Source organism: Actinomadura macrotermitis, from assembly GCF_009604375.1.
In the GTDB taxonomy this organism is placed as follows: domain Bacteria; phylum Actinomycetota; class Actinomycetes; order Streptosporangiales; family Streptosporangiaceae; genus Spirillospora; species Spirillospora macrotermitis.
Window position 1 is genome coordinate 134,425 of sequence record NZ_WEGH01000004.1, and the last position, 14,045, is coordinate 148,469.

Annotated in this window: 15 protein-coding genes; 4 read left to right on the plus strand and 11 right to left on the minus strand. The window is 73.7% G+C overall.

Annotated features, from left to right (window positions below; translation table 11 throughout):
* Positions 1–4: 4 nt before the first annotated feature.
* The 3 genes from ACRB68_RS29195 to ACRB68_RS29205 all read right to left on the minus strand — a co-directional run bounded on the left by ACRB68_RS29195 (position 5) and on the right by ACRB68_RS29205 (position 785).
* Positions 5–265: a WhiB family transcriptional regulator gene (locus tag ACRB68_RS29195; RefSeq protein WP_153538207.1), complete on the minus strand. Its 261-nt coding sequence runs from the start codon at positions 263–265 to the stop codon at positions 5–7.
* Positions 265–429 carry a hypothetical protein gene (locus tag ACRB68_RS29200; RefSeq protein ID WP_153538209.1) on the minus strand — a complete coding sequence of 55 codons (165 nt, stop codon included), beginning with the start codon at positions 427–429 and terminating at the stop codon, positions 265–267. Before ACRB68_RS29200 ends, ACRB68_RS29195 begins: the two co-directional genes overlap by 1 nt.
* Positions 430–500: 71 nt before the next feature.
* Positions 501–785: a helix-turn-helix domain-containing protein gene (locus tag ACRB68_RS29205; protein WP_235960496.1), complete on the minus strand. Its 285-nt coding sequence runs from the start codon at positions 783–785 to the stop codon at positions 501–503.
* A gap of 139 nt (positions 786–924) precedes the next feature.
* On the opposite strand from ACRB68_RS29205, the gene ACRB68_RS29210 reads away from it, so the two are divergent.
* Positions 925–1,419, plus strand: a complete 495-nt coding sequence (locus ACRB68_RS29210; protein ID WP_153538213.1) for a helix-turn-helix domain-containing protein — start codon at positions 925–927, stop codon at positions 1,417–1,419.
* Positions 1,420–1,472: 53 nt separating this feature from the next.
* Here ACRB68_RS29210 and ACRB68_RS29215 read toward each other — a convergent pair whose 3' ends face one another.
* Genes ACRB68_RS29215 through ACRB68_RS29230 form a run of 4 tightly spaced genes read right to left on the minus strand, consistent with a single transcriptional unit; the run spans position 1,473 to position 3,128 of the window.
* A complete protein-coding gene (locus ACRB68_RS29215; RefSeq protein WP_207709854.1) occupies positions 1,473–1,793 on the minus strand; it encodes a hypothetical protein in 321 nt (106 codons plus the stop codon).
* 47 nt (positions 1,794–1,840) lie between these two features.
* Positions 1,841–2,149 (minus strand): hypothetical protein, encoded by a 309-nt coding sequence (locus tag ACRB68_RS29220; RefSeq protein WP_153538217.1) that lies wholly within the window; start codon positions 2,147–2,149, stop codon positions 1,841–1,843.
* Complete coding sequence (locus tag ACRB68_RS29225) at positions 2,149–2,703, minus strand: phage tail tube protein (protein ID WP_153538219.1); 555 nt, start codon at positions 2,701–2,703, stop codon at positions 2,149–2,151. The genes ACRB68_RS29220 and ACRB68_RS29225 overlap by 1 nt, the downstream gene beginning before the upstream one ends.
* A 14-nt stretch (positions 2,704–2,717) precedes the next feature.
* Entirely contained in the window at positions 2,718–3,128 is a 411-nt protein-coding gene (locus ACRB68_RS29230) for a DUF3168 domain-containing protein (protein ID WP_153538221.1), read from the minus strand.
* Positions 3,129–3,489: 361 nt separating this feature from the next.
* On the opposite strand from ACRB68_RS29230, the gene ACRB68_RS29235 reads away from it, so the two are divergent.
* The 3 genes from ACRB68_RS29235 (at position 3,490) to ACRB68_RS29245 (ending at position 9,817) form a co-directional block, all read left to right on the plus strand.
* Positions 3,490–4,839 carry a serine/threonine-protein kinase gene (locus ACRB68_RS29235; RefSeq protein WP_153538223.1) on the plus strand — a complete coding sequence of 450 codons (1,350 nt, stop codon included), beginning with the start codon at positions 3,490–3,492 and terminating at the stop codon, positions 4,837–4,839.
* Positions 4,840–4,934: 95 nt separating this feature from the next.
* Positions 4,935–6,551: a serine/threonine-protein kinase gene (locus tag ACRB68_RS29240; RefSeq protein ID WP_207709856.1), complete on the plus strand. Its 1,617-nt coding sequence runs from the start codon at positions 4,935–4,937 to the stop codon at positions 6,549–6,551.
* Positions 6,548–9,817, plus strand: coding sequence for a hypothetical protein (locus ACRB68_RS29245; protein WP_153538227.1), 3,270 nt, complete (start codon positions 6,548–6,550; stop codon positions 9,815–9,817). The genes ACRB68_RS29240 and ACRB68_RS29245 overlap by 4 nt, the downstream gene beginning before the upstream one ends.
* Before the next feature lie 42 nt (positions 9,818–9,859).
* Here ACRB68_RS29245 and ACRB68_RS29250 read toward each other — a convergent pair whose 3' ends face one another.
* The 4 genes from ACRB68_RS29250 to ACRB68_RS29265 form a co-directional block, all read right to left on the minus strand.
* Positions 9,860–10,687: an ATP-binding cassette domain-containing protein gene (locus tag ACRB68_RS29250; RefSeq protein ID WP_328594928.1), complete on the minus strand. Its 828-nt coding sequence runs from the start codon at positions 10,685–10,687 to the stop codon at positions 9,860–9,862.
* The gene (locus ACRB68_RS29255) at positions 10,684–11,724 is read right to left on the minus strand and encodes an ABC transporter permease (RefSeq protein WP_153538229.1); all 1,041 of its coding nucleotides are present in this window, start codon (positions 11,722–11,724) and stop codon (positions 10,684–10,686) included. The genes ACRB68_RS29250 and ACRB68_RS29255 overlap by 4 nt, the downstream gene beginning before the upstream one ends.
* Positions 11,724–12,707 carry a sugar ABC transporter substrate-binding protein gene (locus ACRB68_RS29260; protein ID WP_153538231.1) on the minus strand — a complete coding sequence of 328 codons (984 nt, stop codon included), beginning with the start codon at positions 12,705–12,707 and terminating at the stop codon, positions 11,724–11,726. Before ACRB68_RS29260 ends, ACRB68_RS29255 begins: the two co-directional genes overlap by 1 nt.
* A gap of 69 nt (positions 12,708–12,776) precedes the next feature.
* Positions 12,777–13,940: a Gfo/Idh/MocA family protein gene (locus ACRB68_RS29265; RefSeq protein ID WP_153538233.1), complete on the minus strand. Its 1,164-nt coding sequence runs from the start codon at positions 13,938–13,940 to the stop codon at positions 12,777–12,779.
* Positions 13,941–14,045: the final 105 nt, after the last annotated feature.

The following is a 14,045-nucleotide window of genomic DNA, read 5'->3' on the forward strand; positions in this document are numbered from 1 at the left end:
TGCGTCAGGCCGAGCGGCGGAACGTGGTGAGGCGGAGGCGCAGGCGGGCGGCCGTCCGCTCGCGTTCGGTGGTGCCGCCCCAGATGCCTTCGAGCGACTCGTCCTCCAGCGCCTGTGACAGGCACTGCTCGCGCACCGGGCACCCGGCGCAGATGCGCTTGGCACTGGCGATGGCGGCGCGCTCGGCCGCCTTGGCGAAGAACAGTTCCGGATCGGCGTCACGGCACCGTGCGCCGGGGTGCCAGGACTGCTCGGTGGTGAGCATCACCGTTCTCCCTTCCTGCCGTGGACGGACCGGCGCGGGCGGGGGCCGCCGGCGCGCACCTCCTCGATGACGACCTCGAGTACGGCCAGGCCGGAGACAAGGGCCATCGACACCAGTACGACCAGCCCGACCGCGAGAGCGGCCTGCTCGAGAAGCGCCGGCATCAGCGGGCCTTCGCCGGGCGACTGTGGAACATCTGCATGTTCATTCCTTCGAAGTACGCACAGAGTTGTCGTTAGTTGATGGTTATTGACGATTTATCGACCGCCAACGCTTCCGCCAGAGCGTCCACCACCGGCAATGAGGCACGTGTCCGGCGCCCGGTCTCCAGCATGGACAGGTACGAGGTGTCGATGCCCGCGAGTGCAGCTAGATCGGCCTGCCTGAGCGCATGGCCGCGGCGCAGGGCGCGCAGCGCCACCCCATCTACATGAACCAGAAGTTGACGTTTCATGACGCCAGATAATGTCAACAAGGTGCGGTCATGGCGAGTAAAAACTTGACGGTTTGCAGTGATCATCTTCACTTAACGATCTCGTCTCGGCGGTAAACCGATCGGCCGCCACGTCGTTGATCAGCAACGTCACCACGCCCAGACTTCACTCGCCGGCCTGCCGAAGGAGCGGCATACTGACGCTCGGCTCCGACAGAATGAAGCGATGTCCTTGCAAAGTCACGCACACGTGGGCGCCGCGGTGGCCACCCGCCGTGTCCAGCTCGGCCTGCGCCAAAGCGACCTGGCCGTAGCCGCCGGTGTGTCGGAGACGACGGTCCGCAACATCGAGGCCGGCCGGATCGGCGGCCGGCCCACCAAATGGCCGTTGGTCGAGCGGGCGCTCGGCTGGGCCCCCGGCTCCTTCGAGGTGCTCGAGGCCGGGGAGCAGCCACGGCAGCTGGACGCCTCACCTTCCGAGCCGCCGAGCGGGGAATGGGCCGCACGGCTGCCCAAACGCGTGCGGGACGAGCTGGCCGAGCACGAGCTGTTCGATTCGGCCGTGCTGGACATCGCCGGCGGCCTGAGAGTGATCGTGCTCGCGCTGGAGACGGACCCGCCGCCGCCCGAGCGGCACGGCAGGCGGCGGCGGGTCGAGCGCTGGGAAGGCGTCCAGCGCCAGATCCACGCCGCCGCCACCGAGTCGGGCGACCCGTCCTGAGCGGGCAGGAAGCCGTCATCGGTCCTCGTGGGGCATGGTGGACGGACTCTCGTTCACAGCCCGCTGAAGAAGGCCGCGATGTCCGTTCCGTCCGTCACCGGGTCCTCCTCCGGGTCCTCGTCCATCCCTGGCCGGGGCAGCGGGACCGGAGGATCGGGAACCGTGTCGTGCTCGGCGGTGTGCGCCGCCGTGAACAACCAGTTGCCGATCGCCAGCTGATCCACCGCACTCGCCATCAGATGCTCGCCCAGGCCCCACTGGGCCTCTTCGCCCTGCAGCTCCTGGACGAACGCACTGTCGCGCGGCAGGTGCTGGACCAGCACCCGCACCCGCCGCGCGGACAGCGTGCCGCGGTGGTAATCGAGAAGGTCCACGCCGTAGAACCGGAGAAGGTCCGCCTCGATCGCCTCGGCGTGCTCGGTCAGGAGCTCGTCGAGGCCGAGGATTCCCCCGCGAACATCCCCGACTCCTCCCCGTACGCCTCGATCAGGGCCTGGACGTCCTGCACGCTGGCCTCGTGCCGGCGGAAGCGCTCGTACTGCTCCGCGCCGAGCAGGAGCTCCAGCATGCCCGCCACATCGGAGGAGTCGAGCTCACCGAGCCGCTGCACCACCGTGTGCGGAAGCTCGCTCGGCAGCGAGTAGACCTCGCCCTCGAACTCGAACTCCCACCGCTCGCCGAGCGCCTCCAGCCGCTGGGCCCGGACGGCGTTGACGTTGTAGCGGGCCATCACTTGGCCATCCAGCTCGCCAGCGGCTTGGCGGGCGTGCTGTCGGTGGCGATGGCGTTGATGGTGACGCCCAGCTTGACCGGGCTGGACTTGACGAACTGGACCTCGTCCATCTCGGTCACCACCGCGCGGGGCACGTAGAACCGGGTGACGGTGCCGCCGTCCACGAACTCCACGCCCAGCGCGAACTCGGCCGCCACCGGCGCCGCGTCGATGTCGTACCGGATGATGCCGGCCGCGTCCGGGGTCAGCGCGTTGGTGCCGGAACCCATCACGAACGGAAGGGTGTCGGCATTGACCTGGAGCAGCTGGAACTTCACCGTCAGGTCGCGGTCGGTCTGAATGAAACGCACCGCGGCCGAGGTCTGCCAGGCGTCGACCGGGTCGATCTTGTCCTTCTTGGTGAGCTTGATGCCGTCGTTGGTGGTGTAACCCAGATCCTTCCACGCAGCGGTGACGGCAGTGCCGGGAAGAGCCATATCGGTGTTCTTCGGAGCAATCAGCACCCGGCCGTTGCCGGCAACGCGGATCTCGGTCGCATTAATTCCAGCCATCGTTTTTCCCTCGCTTACTTGAATCGGATGAGCAGACGTACGTTGAGGACGTAGCGCGTGAACGCCGGTCGGTTGCGATCGGTGAGCCGCCGCAGTCCGCGCACTCCCCCCTCCTCGGAGACATCGGAGACGACGACCCCCGGCAGGTCGGCCTCGGGAAGGTCGGCGAGCAGTGCCCGGACCTTGAGGATCAGCGCGTGCGCCGCCGGCAGATCCGGTCCGTAGGTCTCGATCCGCAGCTGGGCGTCATCGATGACCTCGTCCTCGCGGTACGAGCCGCCGTCGCGGATCAGCACCACCGCGGGCACGGTGCCGTCCGTGCCCGCCGGGGGCAGCGGCCCGATCGCCACCCCGGCCAGCTCGGGGCGCGCCCGCAACCGGTCCCCGACGAGCTTTTCCACATCCGGAAAGATCTGTGCCGACATCGTCCCTCCTCTCTTCGCGGCACCCGGCCAATCGAGCACCACCGTCGAAAAACAGTGTTACGGCGCCCCCTGGCCTCTGCAATTGACTGAGGCGGCCACCGCGACCTGAGCCGAGAATGGAAAGCCCGCCGGACATCAATATGACCGGCGGGCTTCCCTGTGGCCTCCTGAATATGGAGCACCACCATCGGAACAGATGGTGACGGCCCCACGGGTCCGCCGCAATTGACTGGGCTTCGCAACAGGATGTTCACCGGCCCGGCGTCTCCCGGCGGAAACGTCACCGGCCGGAATCCGCCGGGGCGCTGCGGTACGGTCGCCTGAACCAGTGATCGGACACGGGGACGGGAGACGCGGCGCCATGGTCCACGGGCTCCTCGGCGGGCGCTACGAACTGACGGCCCAGCTCGGCCGCGGCGGGATGGGGCAGGTGTGGGCCGCCGCCGACCGGCGGACCGGCGGGCGGGTGGCGGTCAAGCTGCTCACCCACGAGACCATCGCCGGCCGCAGCGACCCCGCCGAGCTCATCCGCCGCTTCTCCCGGGAGGTCTCGGTGACCTCGGGGTTCTCCCACCCGGGCGTGCCCGCGGTGCACGACACCGGCATCTACGAGGGCGGCCTCTACCTGGTCATGGACCTGGTGGAGGGGCGCACCGTCGACGCGCTGGTGGCCGAGGAGGGGCCGCTCCCGGCCGGGACGGCCGCCGCCGCCGGGGTGCAGATCTGCGCGGTGCTCGCCCACGCGCACGCGCGCGGGCTGGTGCACCGCGACATCAAGCCGCAGAACCTCATGGTCACCCCGGACGGCACCGTCAAGGTGCTGGACTTCGGCATCGCCTCGGTGCTCGACACCGACACCAAGATCACCCAGACCGGGGCGGCGCTCGGCACCGTCGCCTACATGTCGCCTGAGCAGGTGCGCGGCGAGCCGGTCGGCCCCCGCACCGACCTGTACGCCCTCGGCTGCGTGCTGTACGAGATGCTCGCCGGACGCCGGGTGTTCAGCGGCGTCTCCCCGCATTCGCTCGGCTACCAGCACCTGGAGCGCGCACCCGAACCGATCGGCCGCGCCGACGTCCCGGTCGACCTGGAACGGCTGATCCTGCAGATGCTCGCCAAGGACCCGGCGCAACGGCCCACCGGGGCCGAGGAGGTGCGCGCGCGGCTGCTGCCGCACGCCGCCGGCGCCCGGGCGCTGACCGTCCCGCCGCCGCGCCTGGACGTCACGGCGCTGCCCGCCGGCGCGTCGGCCCGGACCCTGCCGCCGGTGACCACCGTCCCGCCCATGACCGCCGTGCCGCCCCCGCCGGGATTCCCGCCGCCGATCCCGCAACCTCTCCCCTACACCGGCCACCACCCAGTGCAGCAGCAGCGGCTCGGCGTCGGCTGGCACCTGCTGCACAGCCTGTGGGTGCTGCCGACGTTCTCCATCGGGATGCTGCCGTGGGCGGCGTTCCTGTACATCGGCATCCGGCACCGCCACCGCGTCTGGCTCGCCACGGCGCTGGCCTACCTGGCGCTGACGATCGCGATGCTGGTCGTGATCGTCACCACCCCGGACTCCGAACTGGGGCCGAACGGCAACCCGGTCGCGGCGATGACGTTCCTGATCGTGATGACGCTGGTCCCGCCGGTGCACGCCTTCCTCGTCAACATCCAGCGCCTGCGGCTGCGCGCCCAGCCCCCGCCGCACCACCACCGCCGGCGCTGACCGCCGACTGCCTTTACAAAGTAGAGCAGTGCCGGGAGGACCAACCTTCCCCAGGGCCGCCGCGTCCCACTTTCGGGATCTTGAGGGGAGCCGTGGTGGCGGAGTGGCGGGTCGCTGGATTCGACGAGGTCAGGGAGCTCGGCCGGGGCGCGCAGGGGCGGGTGGTGCTGGCCCGGCACGCCGTGCGGGGCACCCCGGTCGCGATCAAGTACCTGGCGGCGGGGGCGCCGGAGGCGGCGCGGGAGATGTTCCGGCGCGAGGCGCGGCTGCTCGGGCAGGTGCGCGATCCGCATGTGGCGCGGTTGTACCGGCTGGTGGAGAGCGAGCAGGGCCTGGCGATCGTGATGGAGGCCGTGGACGGCGTCTCCTTCAAGGAGATCCTCGGCCGGTACGGCACCCTTGAGCCCGAGGCGGCGCTGGCCGTGCTGAAGGGGTCGCTGCGCGGGCTGGCCGCCGCGCACGCCGCGGGCGTGGTGCACCGGGACTACAAGCCGGCCAACGTGATCGTCCCGGCGGACGGCAACAGCAAGCTCATCGACTTCGGCGTCGCCACCCTGGACGGCGCCGCGTCCCGCTCCGGCACTCCGGTCTACATGGCGCCCGAGCAGTGGCGCGGCGAACCCGCGAGCCCCGCGACCGACGTGTACGCCGCGACCTGCGTCTTCTACGAGTCGGTCACCGGGGAGCGGCCTTACACCGGCGATGTGCGCGACGGGCACCTGAACCGGCCCGTCCCGGTCGAGCGGGTGCCCGGTGTGCTGCGGCCGCTGGTCGAGCGCGGCATGGCCAAGGATCCGGCGGGCCGGCCGGCGGGTGCCGCGGCGTTCGTCGGCGAGCTGGAGGAGCTGGCCCGCGGCGCCTACGGGGCGGACTGGGAGTCGCGCGGTGTCCGCGCCCTGGCCGGGTCGGCCGTCGCGCTCGCCGCGTTGTTCCCGCTCGCCGCGGGGCTGGCACCGGGTGCCGCCGCCGGTGGCGCGGGCGGTTCGGGGGTTCTCGCCGTCCTCGGCACCAAGGCCGGGATCGCCGTCGCGGGCGCGGCCGTCGTCGGCGCGACGGCGGCGGGCGGCTACGGCGTGTACGCGGCCACCAGGCCCGACGCGCCCCGCAAGCGGCCCGCCGCCGTGTCGTCCGCTCCCCCGGCCGCGCCGCTCGTATTCGGCAAATTCCGCACCGCCGGGCCGATCGGGTGGAAGGTGAAGCGGCTGCGCGACTGGAGCAGGGAGGACAAGGCCCTGACCGGCAGTTACCGCGTCGATCTGGCGCCCACCTGCCCGGCCGCGGCGAAGGACCGTCAACTGACCGACTTCCAGGACAAGTACGAGTACACGACCCAATGCGCCGGTTTCGCTGTTCTCGGCAACGACTGGATCCGGCCCTCGGAGAACCGCTCCATCCAGTCCTATGACCCGAAGTACCCTTTCATCCCCGGCACCGACCCCTCGCACGTCTGCCCGCCCGCTCCGGCCAAGTACCACCAGCTCGCGGTGACCCCCGGCAGCGAGTACAAGCGGCTCAAGAACGAGCTCCGCCCGGTCGGGGCGCACCAGGCGCAGTACTTCGAGTGGCGGCTGGTCTGCGCCGACAACCAGAACCGGCCGGCGGTGTCGTTCGTGCAGCGGCTCTGGTACCTGCCCGACTCCAAGATCCTTATTGTGGACGAGTGGAACACCCCCGGTCTCGACGAGATCTTGAAGAAGGCCGCCTGGACGTGACGGCCGACGCCCTGCTCGCCGAGGTCGAGCCGCTGCCGCACCGCGAGCGCCGCCGCCGGCTCGCCGCGCTGCGCGACGTCGCGGCCCTGCTGGACGACCTGAACGGGCGCGGCCACTACGAGCGCTCCCTCGCCCTGTCCGTCGCGGCGTCCGTGCGCGACGAGGCGTCGCTGGCGCACATCGCCCGCGCCGCGCACGATCCCGACGCAGGCCTCGCCGCCACCGCGGTCCACTTGGCCGTCCGGTACGGCCTGGACCCCGGGCTCGGGGACGACGCCCCGTCCGCGCTGCGCCGCGCCTTCTACCAGGCGGTCCGCAAGTGGCACCGGGCCGGCCTCGCCGAGGCGCTCATCGAACGGACCGGCGAGCGCTGGGGCGCGGCCGAGGCGGCCGCGCTGCTGCCCGCGTGCGGCGAGGACACCGTCCGGCGCCGCCTCCCCGGCCTCGCGGACGCCGTCCCGAACTGGCGGACGCTCGGCCGCGCCCATCCCGGCCCGGTCCTCGACCACGCCGAGGGCACGCTGGCGGAACTGCCCGAGAGCGCGCTGCCTGCCTGGTGGTCCCGCTACGGCCCCGGCCTCGCGGCGGCCGCGCCGCACGCGCCGGAGCGGGTCCTCGGCCTGCTGGAGCGGTACTGGCGGACGGGCCCGTTCCCGCACGCGCTGAAACGCCGGATCGGCCTGCTGCTCGACGCCGACCGCGACCGGACGCTGCGCCTGCTGCTCGACCCCGGACGGCTGCCGGGCCTGCGCACGGTGCTCGCCCGCCGCGCCATCCGCGACCGGGTCGCCGCGTTCGGCGACGACGACGTCGCCGCCCTGGCCCGCGCCGTCCGCGACGACGAGCAGGCGCTGCGGCTGCTGCTCCGCGCGTTCCCGCCGAGCCGCCGCGAACGCGTCTTCGCCCTCGCCACGGACGGCCGGGACCTGGCCACGGCCGTGTTCGGCGACGCCCTCCTGGACGTCCTCCCCGCCGCCGTGCGCGTCCGCGAGGCGCGCCGGATGCTCGGCCTCCGCCGGATCGCGACCAGCCCGCGCCGCACCTGGGAGACGACCGCGTTCCTCCCCTACGACGAGGCGCTGCCCGTCCTCGGCGACCTCGCCCGCCGCCCCGACGCCGACGAGCGCGCCACCGGCTACCGGCTGCTGATCGCCTGCGCCGGCCGGGCCCGCGACCCGCGCGTGCTGACCCGGCTGCTGGAGACGCTCGGCCGCCTGCGCAACGAGCAGGACCCGGTCCGCTCGGCCGCGCTCGGCGCGCTCGCGCGCATCCCGCCCGGCCTGCTGAACGCCGACCACGCCGTGCTGGTCGCGCAGTTCACCGACGACGCGCTGGGCGCCCGCGACTGCTCCTACGCGACCCGCTCCGCGCTCGCCGCCCTCGCCGCGCTGTTCTGCCGCCAGGGCGCCGCGCGCTCCGACGGCGACCTGCTCGCGTTCGGCCTGGACACCTACGCCAAGGTCGCCGAGTCCGTCTCGCTCGGCCGGCTGGAAAGGACGCTGCGGCGCGGGCAGGAGCACGAGCTGGCCGCGCTGATGGCGCCGCGCCTGGAGGCCGGGCGCCGCCGCGGCGACCACCGCCTCGCGCTCGACCTCGCCGCCGCCCTCGGCCGCCGCGCGCACCGCCTGCCGGTCGTGCAGGACGCGCTGGAGGCGGCGCTGTCGGCCCGCGAGGACGCCACCGTCCGGCGGGCCGCCGCGCTCTGGCTCGCCCCGCCCGGCCCGCGCGGCGAGCGGGTGGCGCGCGTACTGGCCGGGGACGCCTCCACCATCGCCCTGCCCGAGGTGTTCGCGGCCGTCGCCTCCGAACGCACCGACCTGCTGCACCTGGCCCTGACGGGCGCACCGCACGAGGGCCGGTTCCGGGCGCCCGTCGTCCCTCTGGCGCAGCCGTCCTGGATGCGCCGCTGGACGGCGGCGCAGCACCGCCGCTATCTGCTCCTGCTGCGGCGCCTCGCGGGCGACGCCGGCTCCCGCGAGCACGAGCGCGTCCAGGCCGTGCACCTCATCGCGGGGGTCCCCGGCGCCGGCGTCGCGGACCTGGAGCGCCACCTGAAGTACGACGTGCTGCGCCGCGCCGCGCTGACCGCCATGCCCTGGACGTCCCGCCCGCAGGACGCGCTGCCGCTGCTGCTGTCCCATGCCTCGTCCGACGACGCGCACGTCGCGCTGTACGCGGCGGCGCGCGCCGCCCGGTACGCCGCGCCGTCCGCCCTGTCCGCCGTGCTCGCGCCGGTCATCGCCGACGGGAAGATCACCGCGCGCAAGGAGGCGCTGCGCATCCTGCTGCGCGAGCGCGTCCCGGACGCCGTGGCGGTCCTCGCCGCCGCCTGGGACGCGCCGGACCAGCACCGCGACGTGCGGGGCGCGATCGCCTCGGCGCTCCGGCCGCGCCTGGCCGACCCCGTGGCCGCGCGGATCCTGGCCGAGGCCGCCGCCGGGCCGCGCGACGTGGCCCGGCACGTCCTCGGCACGCACCCGCTGAGCCTGCCCGAGCGGCTCCGCCCCGGCTACGCCGCGCTGATCGTGCGCGTCGCCCGCTCCACCGACCCCGAGGCGCAGGCCGCCGCGATCCCGGCCCTCGGCCCGTGGGCGCCCTGGGCGCCGGACGTCACCGCCGTGCCCGCCGGGCTCGCCGCCGACCTGGACTGCGCGAACTGGCGGGAGGCGCTGCACGCCCTCGTCGCCTGCGTGGCCGGCGGGCACGGCGCGGACGACCTGGCCGCCGCCGCCTCCCGGCTGGCCGCCGCGCCCGCGCTGCCCGACGCCGGCGCCGAGCGCGACCGCCCCGCCGAGCAGCGCCTGGCGGCCCTGGCCGACCAGGTCGCGGCGCTGTCGCACCGGGATCCGCGCGGCGCGGCGCGCGTCGTCCGCGCGCTGGAGGGGCGGCTGCCCGAGCCGCTCGCCGGCCGGCTGGCCGCCGCGGCGCTGCGCTGGGACGACCCGTCCGCCGGGCCGGCCGTGGACGCCCTGGCCGGCCGCCGGTTCGGCGGCGTGCTGGCCGTCCGGCACGTCGCGGCCGCCCTCGCCTGGTCCGGGCCGCACCTCGGCCCCCGCCCCGACCCGGCCCTGGCGCTCCCGCACGCGGCCCGGCTCGCGGCGCGCGGCGACCTCACCGGGGGCCTGTTCGCGTGCGCGCTGGCGGGCGAGCACGGGGAGCGGGCGGGGTGGCCGGCGGAGTGGCGCGCGCTGCTGCGGGACCTGCGCGCCCACCCGCACGAGGACGTGGCGTTCGCCGCCCGCGAGATCCGCACCGCATTGGAGTAGGCCGGCGGCGAGACCCCGGGCCGTGGCCTCGCCGCCGCCGCGCTACTCGCCGTCCGGCAGCCCCAGCCGGCGGGCCTCGGCGGCCATCTCCCCGCCCGCGTCCGACGCGACGGTGCCGAGCTCGTGCGCCAGCTCCTCCAGCTCGGTGCCGCCCGCCATGAGCGCGGTCAGCTCGTCGCGGGTGATGTCGTCCTTGGCGTGGTAGGCGACGGCCCGGCCCCGCTTGAGGATCAGGAACCGGTCGCCGACGGGGTAGGCGTGGTGCGGGTTGTGGGTGATGAACACGACGCCGAGGCCCCGCGCGCGGGCCTGCACGATGTAGCGCAGCACCACCCCGGCCTGCTTGACGCCGAGCGCGGCCGTCGGCTCGTCCAGGACGAGGACCTTGGCGCCGAAGTACACCGCGCGGGCGATCGCGACGCACTGGCGCTCGCCGCCCGACAGGGTGCCGATCGGCTGGTCGACGTCGCGCAGGTCGATGCCCATGGCGAGCAGCTCGTCGCGGGTGGCGCGCCGCATGGACCCGATGTCCAGGCGGCCGGGGCCCTTGCGCTTCTCCGAGCCGAGGAAGAAGTTGCGCCAGACCGGCATCAGCGGCACGACGGCCAGGTCCTGGTAGACGGTGGCGATGCCGCGGTCCAGGGCGTCGCGGGGGGAGGAGAACGCCACGGGCTCGCCCTGCACCTCGTAGGTGCCCGCGTCGTGCCGGTGCAGCCCCGCGATGATCTTGATGAGGGTGGACTTGCCGGCGCCGTTGTCGCCGAGCACGCACACCACCTCCCCCTCGCCCACCTCCAGGGAGACGTCGCGCAGCGCGATGACGTTGCCGTAGTCCTTGCCGACGCCGGCCAGCCTGATCAGCCCGCTCACCGCGCCACCCGCCGCCGCACCAGCAGGTTCACCACGGTCGCCAGGAGCAGCATCGCGCCGAGGAAGAACTTGAACCAGTCGGGGTTCCACTCGGCGTACACGATGCCCTTGTTCGTCATGCCGAAGATGAACGCGCCGATCGCGGCGCCGGCCGCCGAGCCGTAGCCGCCGGTCAGCAGGCAGCCGCCGATCACCGCGCAGATGATGTAGTAGAACTCGTTGCCGACGCCCTCGCCCGACTGCACGCTGGCGAACGCGAACAGCAGGTGCATGCCGAGGAACCAGGCGCAGAACGCCACCCCCATGAACAGTGCGATCTTGGTGCGGGCGACCGGGACGCCGACGGCGCGGGCCGCGTCCGCCGCGCCGCCCGCCGCGAAGACCCAGTTCCCGGCGCGGGTGCGCAGCAGCAGCCAGGTCGCGACGGCGACGAAGAGCAGCCACCAGAACACCGTGACCGTGACGCTGACACCGCCGATGTCGACCTGCGAGGCGAACACCTTCCGGGCGGCGGCGAACCCGTCCATGTCCCGGACCGAGTCGGACGCGACGTTGCCGGTCACCGCCTTGGTCACGCCGAGGTTCGCGCCCGCCAGCATGAAGAACGTCGCGAGCGTGACGATGAAGCTCGGCAGTCCGGTCTTCACGTACAGCAGCCCGTTGAGGAAGCCGAGCGCGAGCGTCAGCACCAGCGAGATCGCCACGCCCGCCCACACGTTCAGCGTGAGCTGGTAGGAGGTCAGCGCGGCGATCAGCGCGCTGCTGGTCACCATCACCCCGGCGGACAGGTCGAACTCGCCGCCGATCATCAGCAGCGACACCCCGACCGCCATGATGCCGAACGTCGAGCTGGCGTACAGCACCGTCGAGAACGAGCTCGCCTGCAGGAACGCGTCGGCGACGACGGAGAAGAACACGAACAGCGCGACGGCCCCGAGCAGCGCGCCGAGCTCGGGGCGGCCGAGCAGCCGGCGCAGCGGCGAGCGCCGGGCGAGGCGCTCGTCGCCGGCCGGTCCCGCGGTGACGGCCTGCGCCATCAGCGGGTGCCCCGGTTCGCGAACTCCGCCAGGGACGCGGCGTTGTCCTTGGTGACGATCGCCGGGCCGGTCAGCACCGGGCGGCCGCCGCCGAGGACGTTGCCGTTGCGCTTGAACAGCCACAGCTCGTCGACGGCCTCGTAGCCCTGCAGGTAGGGCTGCTGGTCGACGGCGAACCAGATCGCGCCGGACTTGATCGAGGCGATCAGGTCCTTGTTCATGTCGAAGGTGGCGACCTTGGCCGTGCTGCCGGCGTCCTTGGCGGCGTCGACGGCGGTCGCGGCGAACGGCGCGCCGAGCGTCAGCAGCCCGTCGATGGACTTGTCGGCCTGCAGCTTGGCGGTGACGGCCGACTTCACCTGCGGCATGTCGGTGCCCGGCACGTACAGGTTCTGCAGCTTGCCGCCGAAGGTCTTGCGCGCCCCGGCGCAGCGGCTCTCCAGCCCGACGTTGCCCTGCTCGTGCACCACGCAGAGCGCGTTCCTGCTGCCGATGCGGGCCAGCTCCTTGCCGGCGGCCTCGCCCGCGACGGACTCGTCCTGCCCGAAGTGCACCAGCGCGCCGAGCTTGGCCGACACCTCCGCGCCCGAGTTGATCGACACGACCGGGATCTTCGCGGCGGCGGCCTTGCCGAGGACGTCCTTCAGCGCGTCGGGCTTGGCGAGGGTGACGATGATGCCGTCGACCTTCTGGTCGATCGCGGTCTGCACCAGCTGGGCCTGCTTGCCGCCGTCGGGGTCGGCCGAATAGAGCAGGTCGACGTTGTCCTTGGCCGCGGCCGCCTTCGCCCCCTTCTGGACGATGTCCCAGAACGTGTCGCCGGGTCCCGAGTGCGTCACCATCGCGACCTTCAGCCGGGGACCGCCGTCCCCGGTCGCCTTCTCCTCGGCCTTCTTGCCGCCCGAACTGCTGCACCCGCCGAGCGCCAGCGCCCCGGCGAGCACGGCCGCCGCGATCGGCGCGCCCTTGAACAAGCCTCGCATCGGTCCTTCTCCGTTCTCCCCCGAAGAAATGGCCGACCCTAGGAGATCACATACGGGCGCGTCCGGGCCTCAGCGCCGCACCTCACGGGGGTCGACGGCGCGTCCCTCGCGCCGCGCCAGCTCGCACGCCTCGGCGAGGTAGAACGCCTCCAGCGCCTCCTCCGGGGGGCACGGGTTGGGCCGCTCCCCCGCCGCGACCTCGACGAACGCGCGCAGCTCGGCGTCGTAGGCGGCGGCGAACCGGTCCAGGAACCCGGTGTAGGGGGACGCGGCGGGCCCGCCGCCGGGCAGGGGCGTGACGGGCGTCCGCTCGTCCAGGCCCGCCACGACGCTGTCGCGGGAGCCGAACAGCTCCAGCCGCACGTCGTAGCCGGCGGCGTTGTAGCGGGTCGCGGCGAGGAGGCAGAGCGCGCCGTCGTCCAGCACGAGCAGGGCGGCGCCGGTGTCGACGTCGCCGCACTCGCGGAACACCGCGTCGCCGAGGTTCGCGCCGACGGCCATCACCTGCACCACGCTCCGGCCCGTCACGTACCGGACGGAGTCCAGGTCGTGGATCAGGCAGTCGCGGAACAGCCCGCCCGACGTCGGGACGTAGGCGGCCGGCGGCGGGGCCGGGTCCAGGCCGCAGGAGCGCAGCGTGTGCAGGCGCCCGAGCCGCCCGGACGCCACGGCCTCGCGCGCCGCGACGTACCCGGCGTCGAAGCGCCGCTGGAACCCGACCTGCACCGGCACTCCGGCATCGGCCGCCGCCGCCGCCATGATGTGGAACGTTCCATCGAGGTCCGCGGCGAGCGGCTTCTCGCAGAAGACGGGAATCGCGGCCGCGACGCCCCGCCGCACCAGATCCGCGTGCGCGTCCGTCGCGGCGGCGACGACCAGGGCGTCCACCTGCCCGAACAGCTCCGCCACATCGTCGACCGCGACGACCCGGGCCCGCCCGGCTCCGGCGGCGAGCGGCCCGGCGGGCACGGGCCCGATGGACGTGGATCCGGCGGAGCCGGCGGGCGCGGACCCGGCAGATGCGGATCCGGCGCGCACCGGCACGGGAGAAGCGGGCTCGGGGGCGCGGGCCGGGTCGTGTCCGCCGGCCGCGGCGGTGAGGCGGGCGGCCAGGCCGTGGGCTCTGGCGGGGTCGGCGTCGGCGACGATCAGGGTCTCCGTCTCGGGCAGCGCGCTCAGGGCGGCGGCGTGGCGCGCACCGATGCGCCCCGCGCCGGCCAGTCCGATCCTCATGGGTCCCCTCCCGGTCGGCGGTTGGGTGGGCCCCGAGTGTGCTGGAGCGTTCCAGGGCCGTCAACGCCCGGCCCTTCCCCCGGAGGGGATAAGTAGCCGTCCGAA

Excerpts from the sequence above, each read along its gene's own strand:
- ACRB68_RS29195 (WP_153538207.1), bottom strand. The coding sequence starts at position 265 with ATGCTCACCACCGAGCAGTCCTGGCACCCCGGCGCACGGTGCCGTGAC.
- ACRB68_RS29220 (WP_153538217.1), bottom strand. The coding sequence starts at position 2,149 with ATGGCCCGCTACAACGTCAACGCCGTCCGGGCCCAGCGGCTGGAGGCG.
- ACRB68_RS29235 (WP_153538223.1), top strand. The coding sequence starts at position 3,490 with ATGGTCCACGGGCTCCTCGGCGGGCGCTACGAACTGACGGCCCAGCTC.
- ACRB68_RS29205 (WP_235960496.1), bottom strand. The coding sequence starts at position 785 with ATGATCACTGCAAACCGTCAAGTTTTTACTCGCCATGACCGCACCTTG.
- ACRB68_RS29265 (WP_153538233.1), bottom strand. The coding sequence starts at position 13,940 with ATGAGGATCGGACTGGCCGGCGCGGGGCGCATCGGTGCGCGCCACGCC.
- ACRB68_RS29260 (WP_153538231.1), bottom strand. The coding sequence starts at position 12,707 with ATGCGAGGCTTGTTCAAGGGCGCGCCGATCGCGGCGGCCGTGCTCGCC.
- ACRB68_RS29210 (WP_153538213.1), top strand. The coding sequence starts at position 925 with ATGTCCTTGCAAAGTCACGCACACGTGGGCGCCGCGGTGGCCACCCGC.
- ACRB68_RS29225 (WP_153538219.1), bottom strand. The coding sequence starts at position 2,703 with ATGGCTGGAATTAATGCGACCGAGATCCGCGTTGCCGGCAACGGCCGG.
- ACRB68_RS29255 (WP_153538229.1), bottom strand. The coding sequence starts at position 11,724 with ATGGCGCAGGCCGTCACCGCGGGACCGGCCGGCGACGAGCGCCTCGCC.
- ACRB68_RS29230 (WP_153538221.1), bottom strand. The coding sequence starts at position 3,128 with ATGTCGGCACAGATCTTTCCGGATGTGGAAAAGCTCGTCGGGGACCGG.
- ACRB68_RS29200 (WP_153538209.1), bottom strand. The coding sequence starts at position 429 with ATGCCGGCGCTTCTCGAGCAGGCCGCTCTCGCGGTCGGGCTGGTCGTA.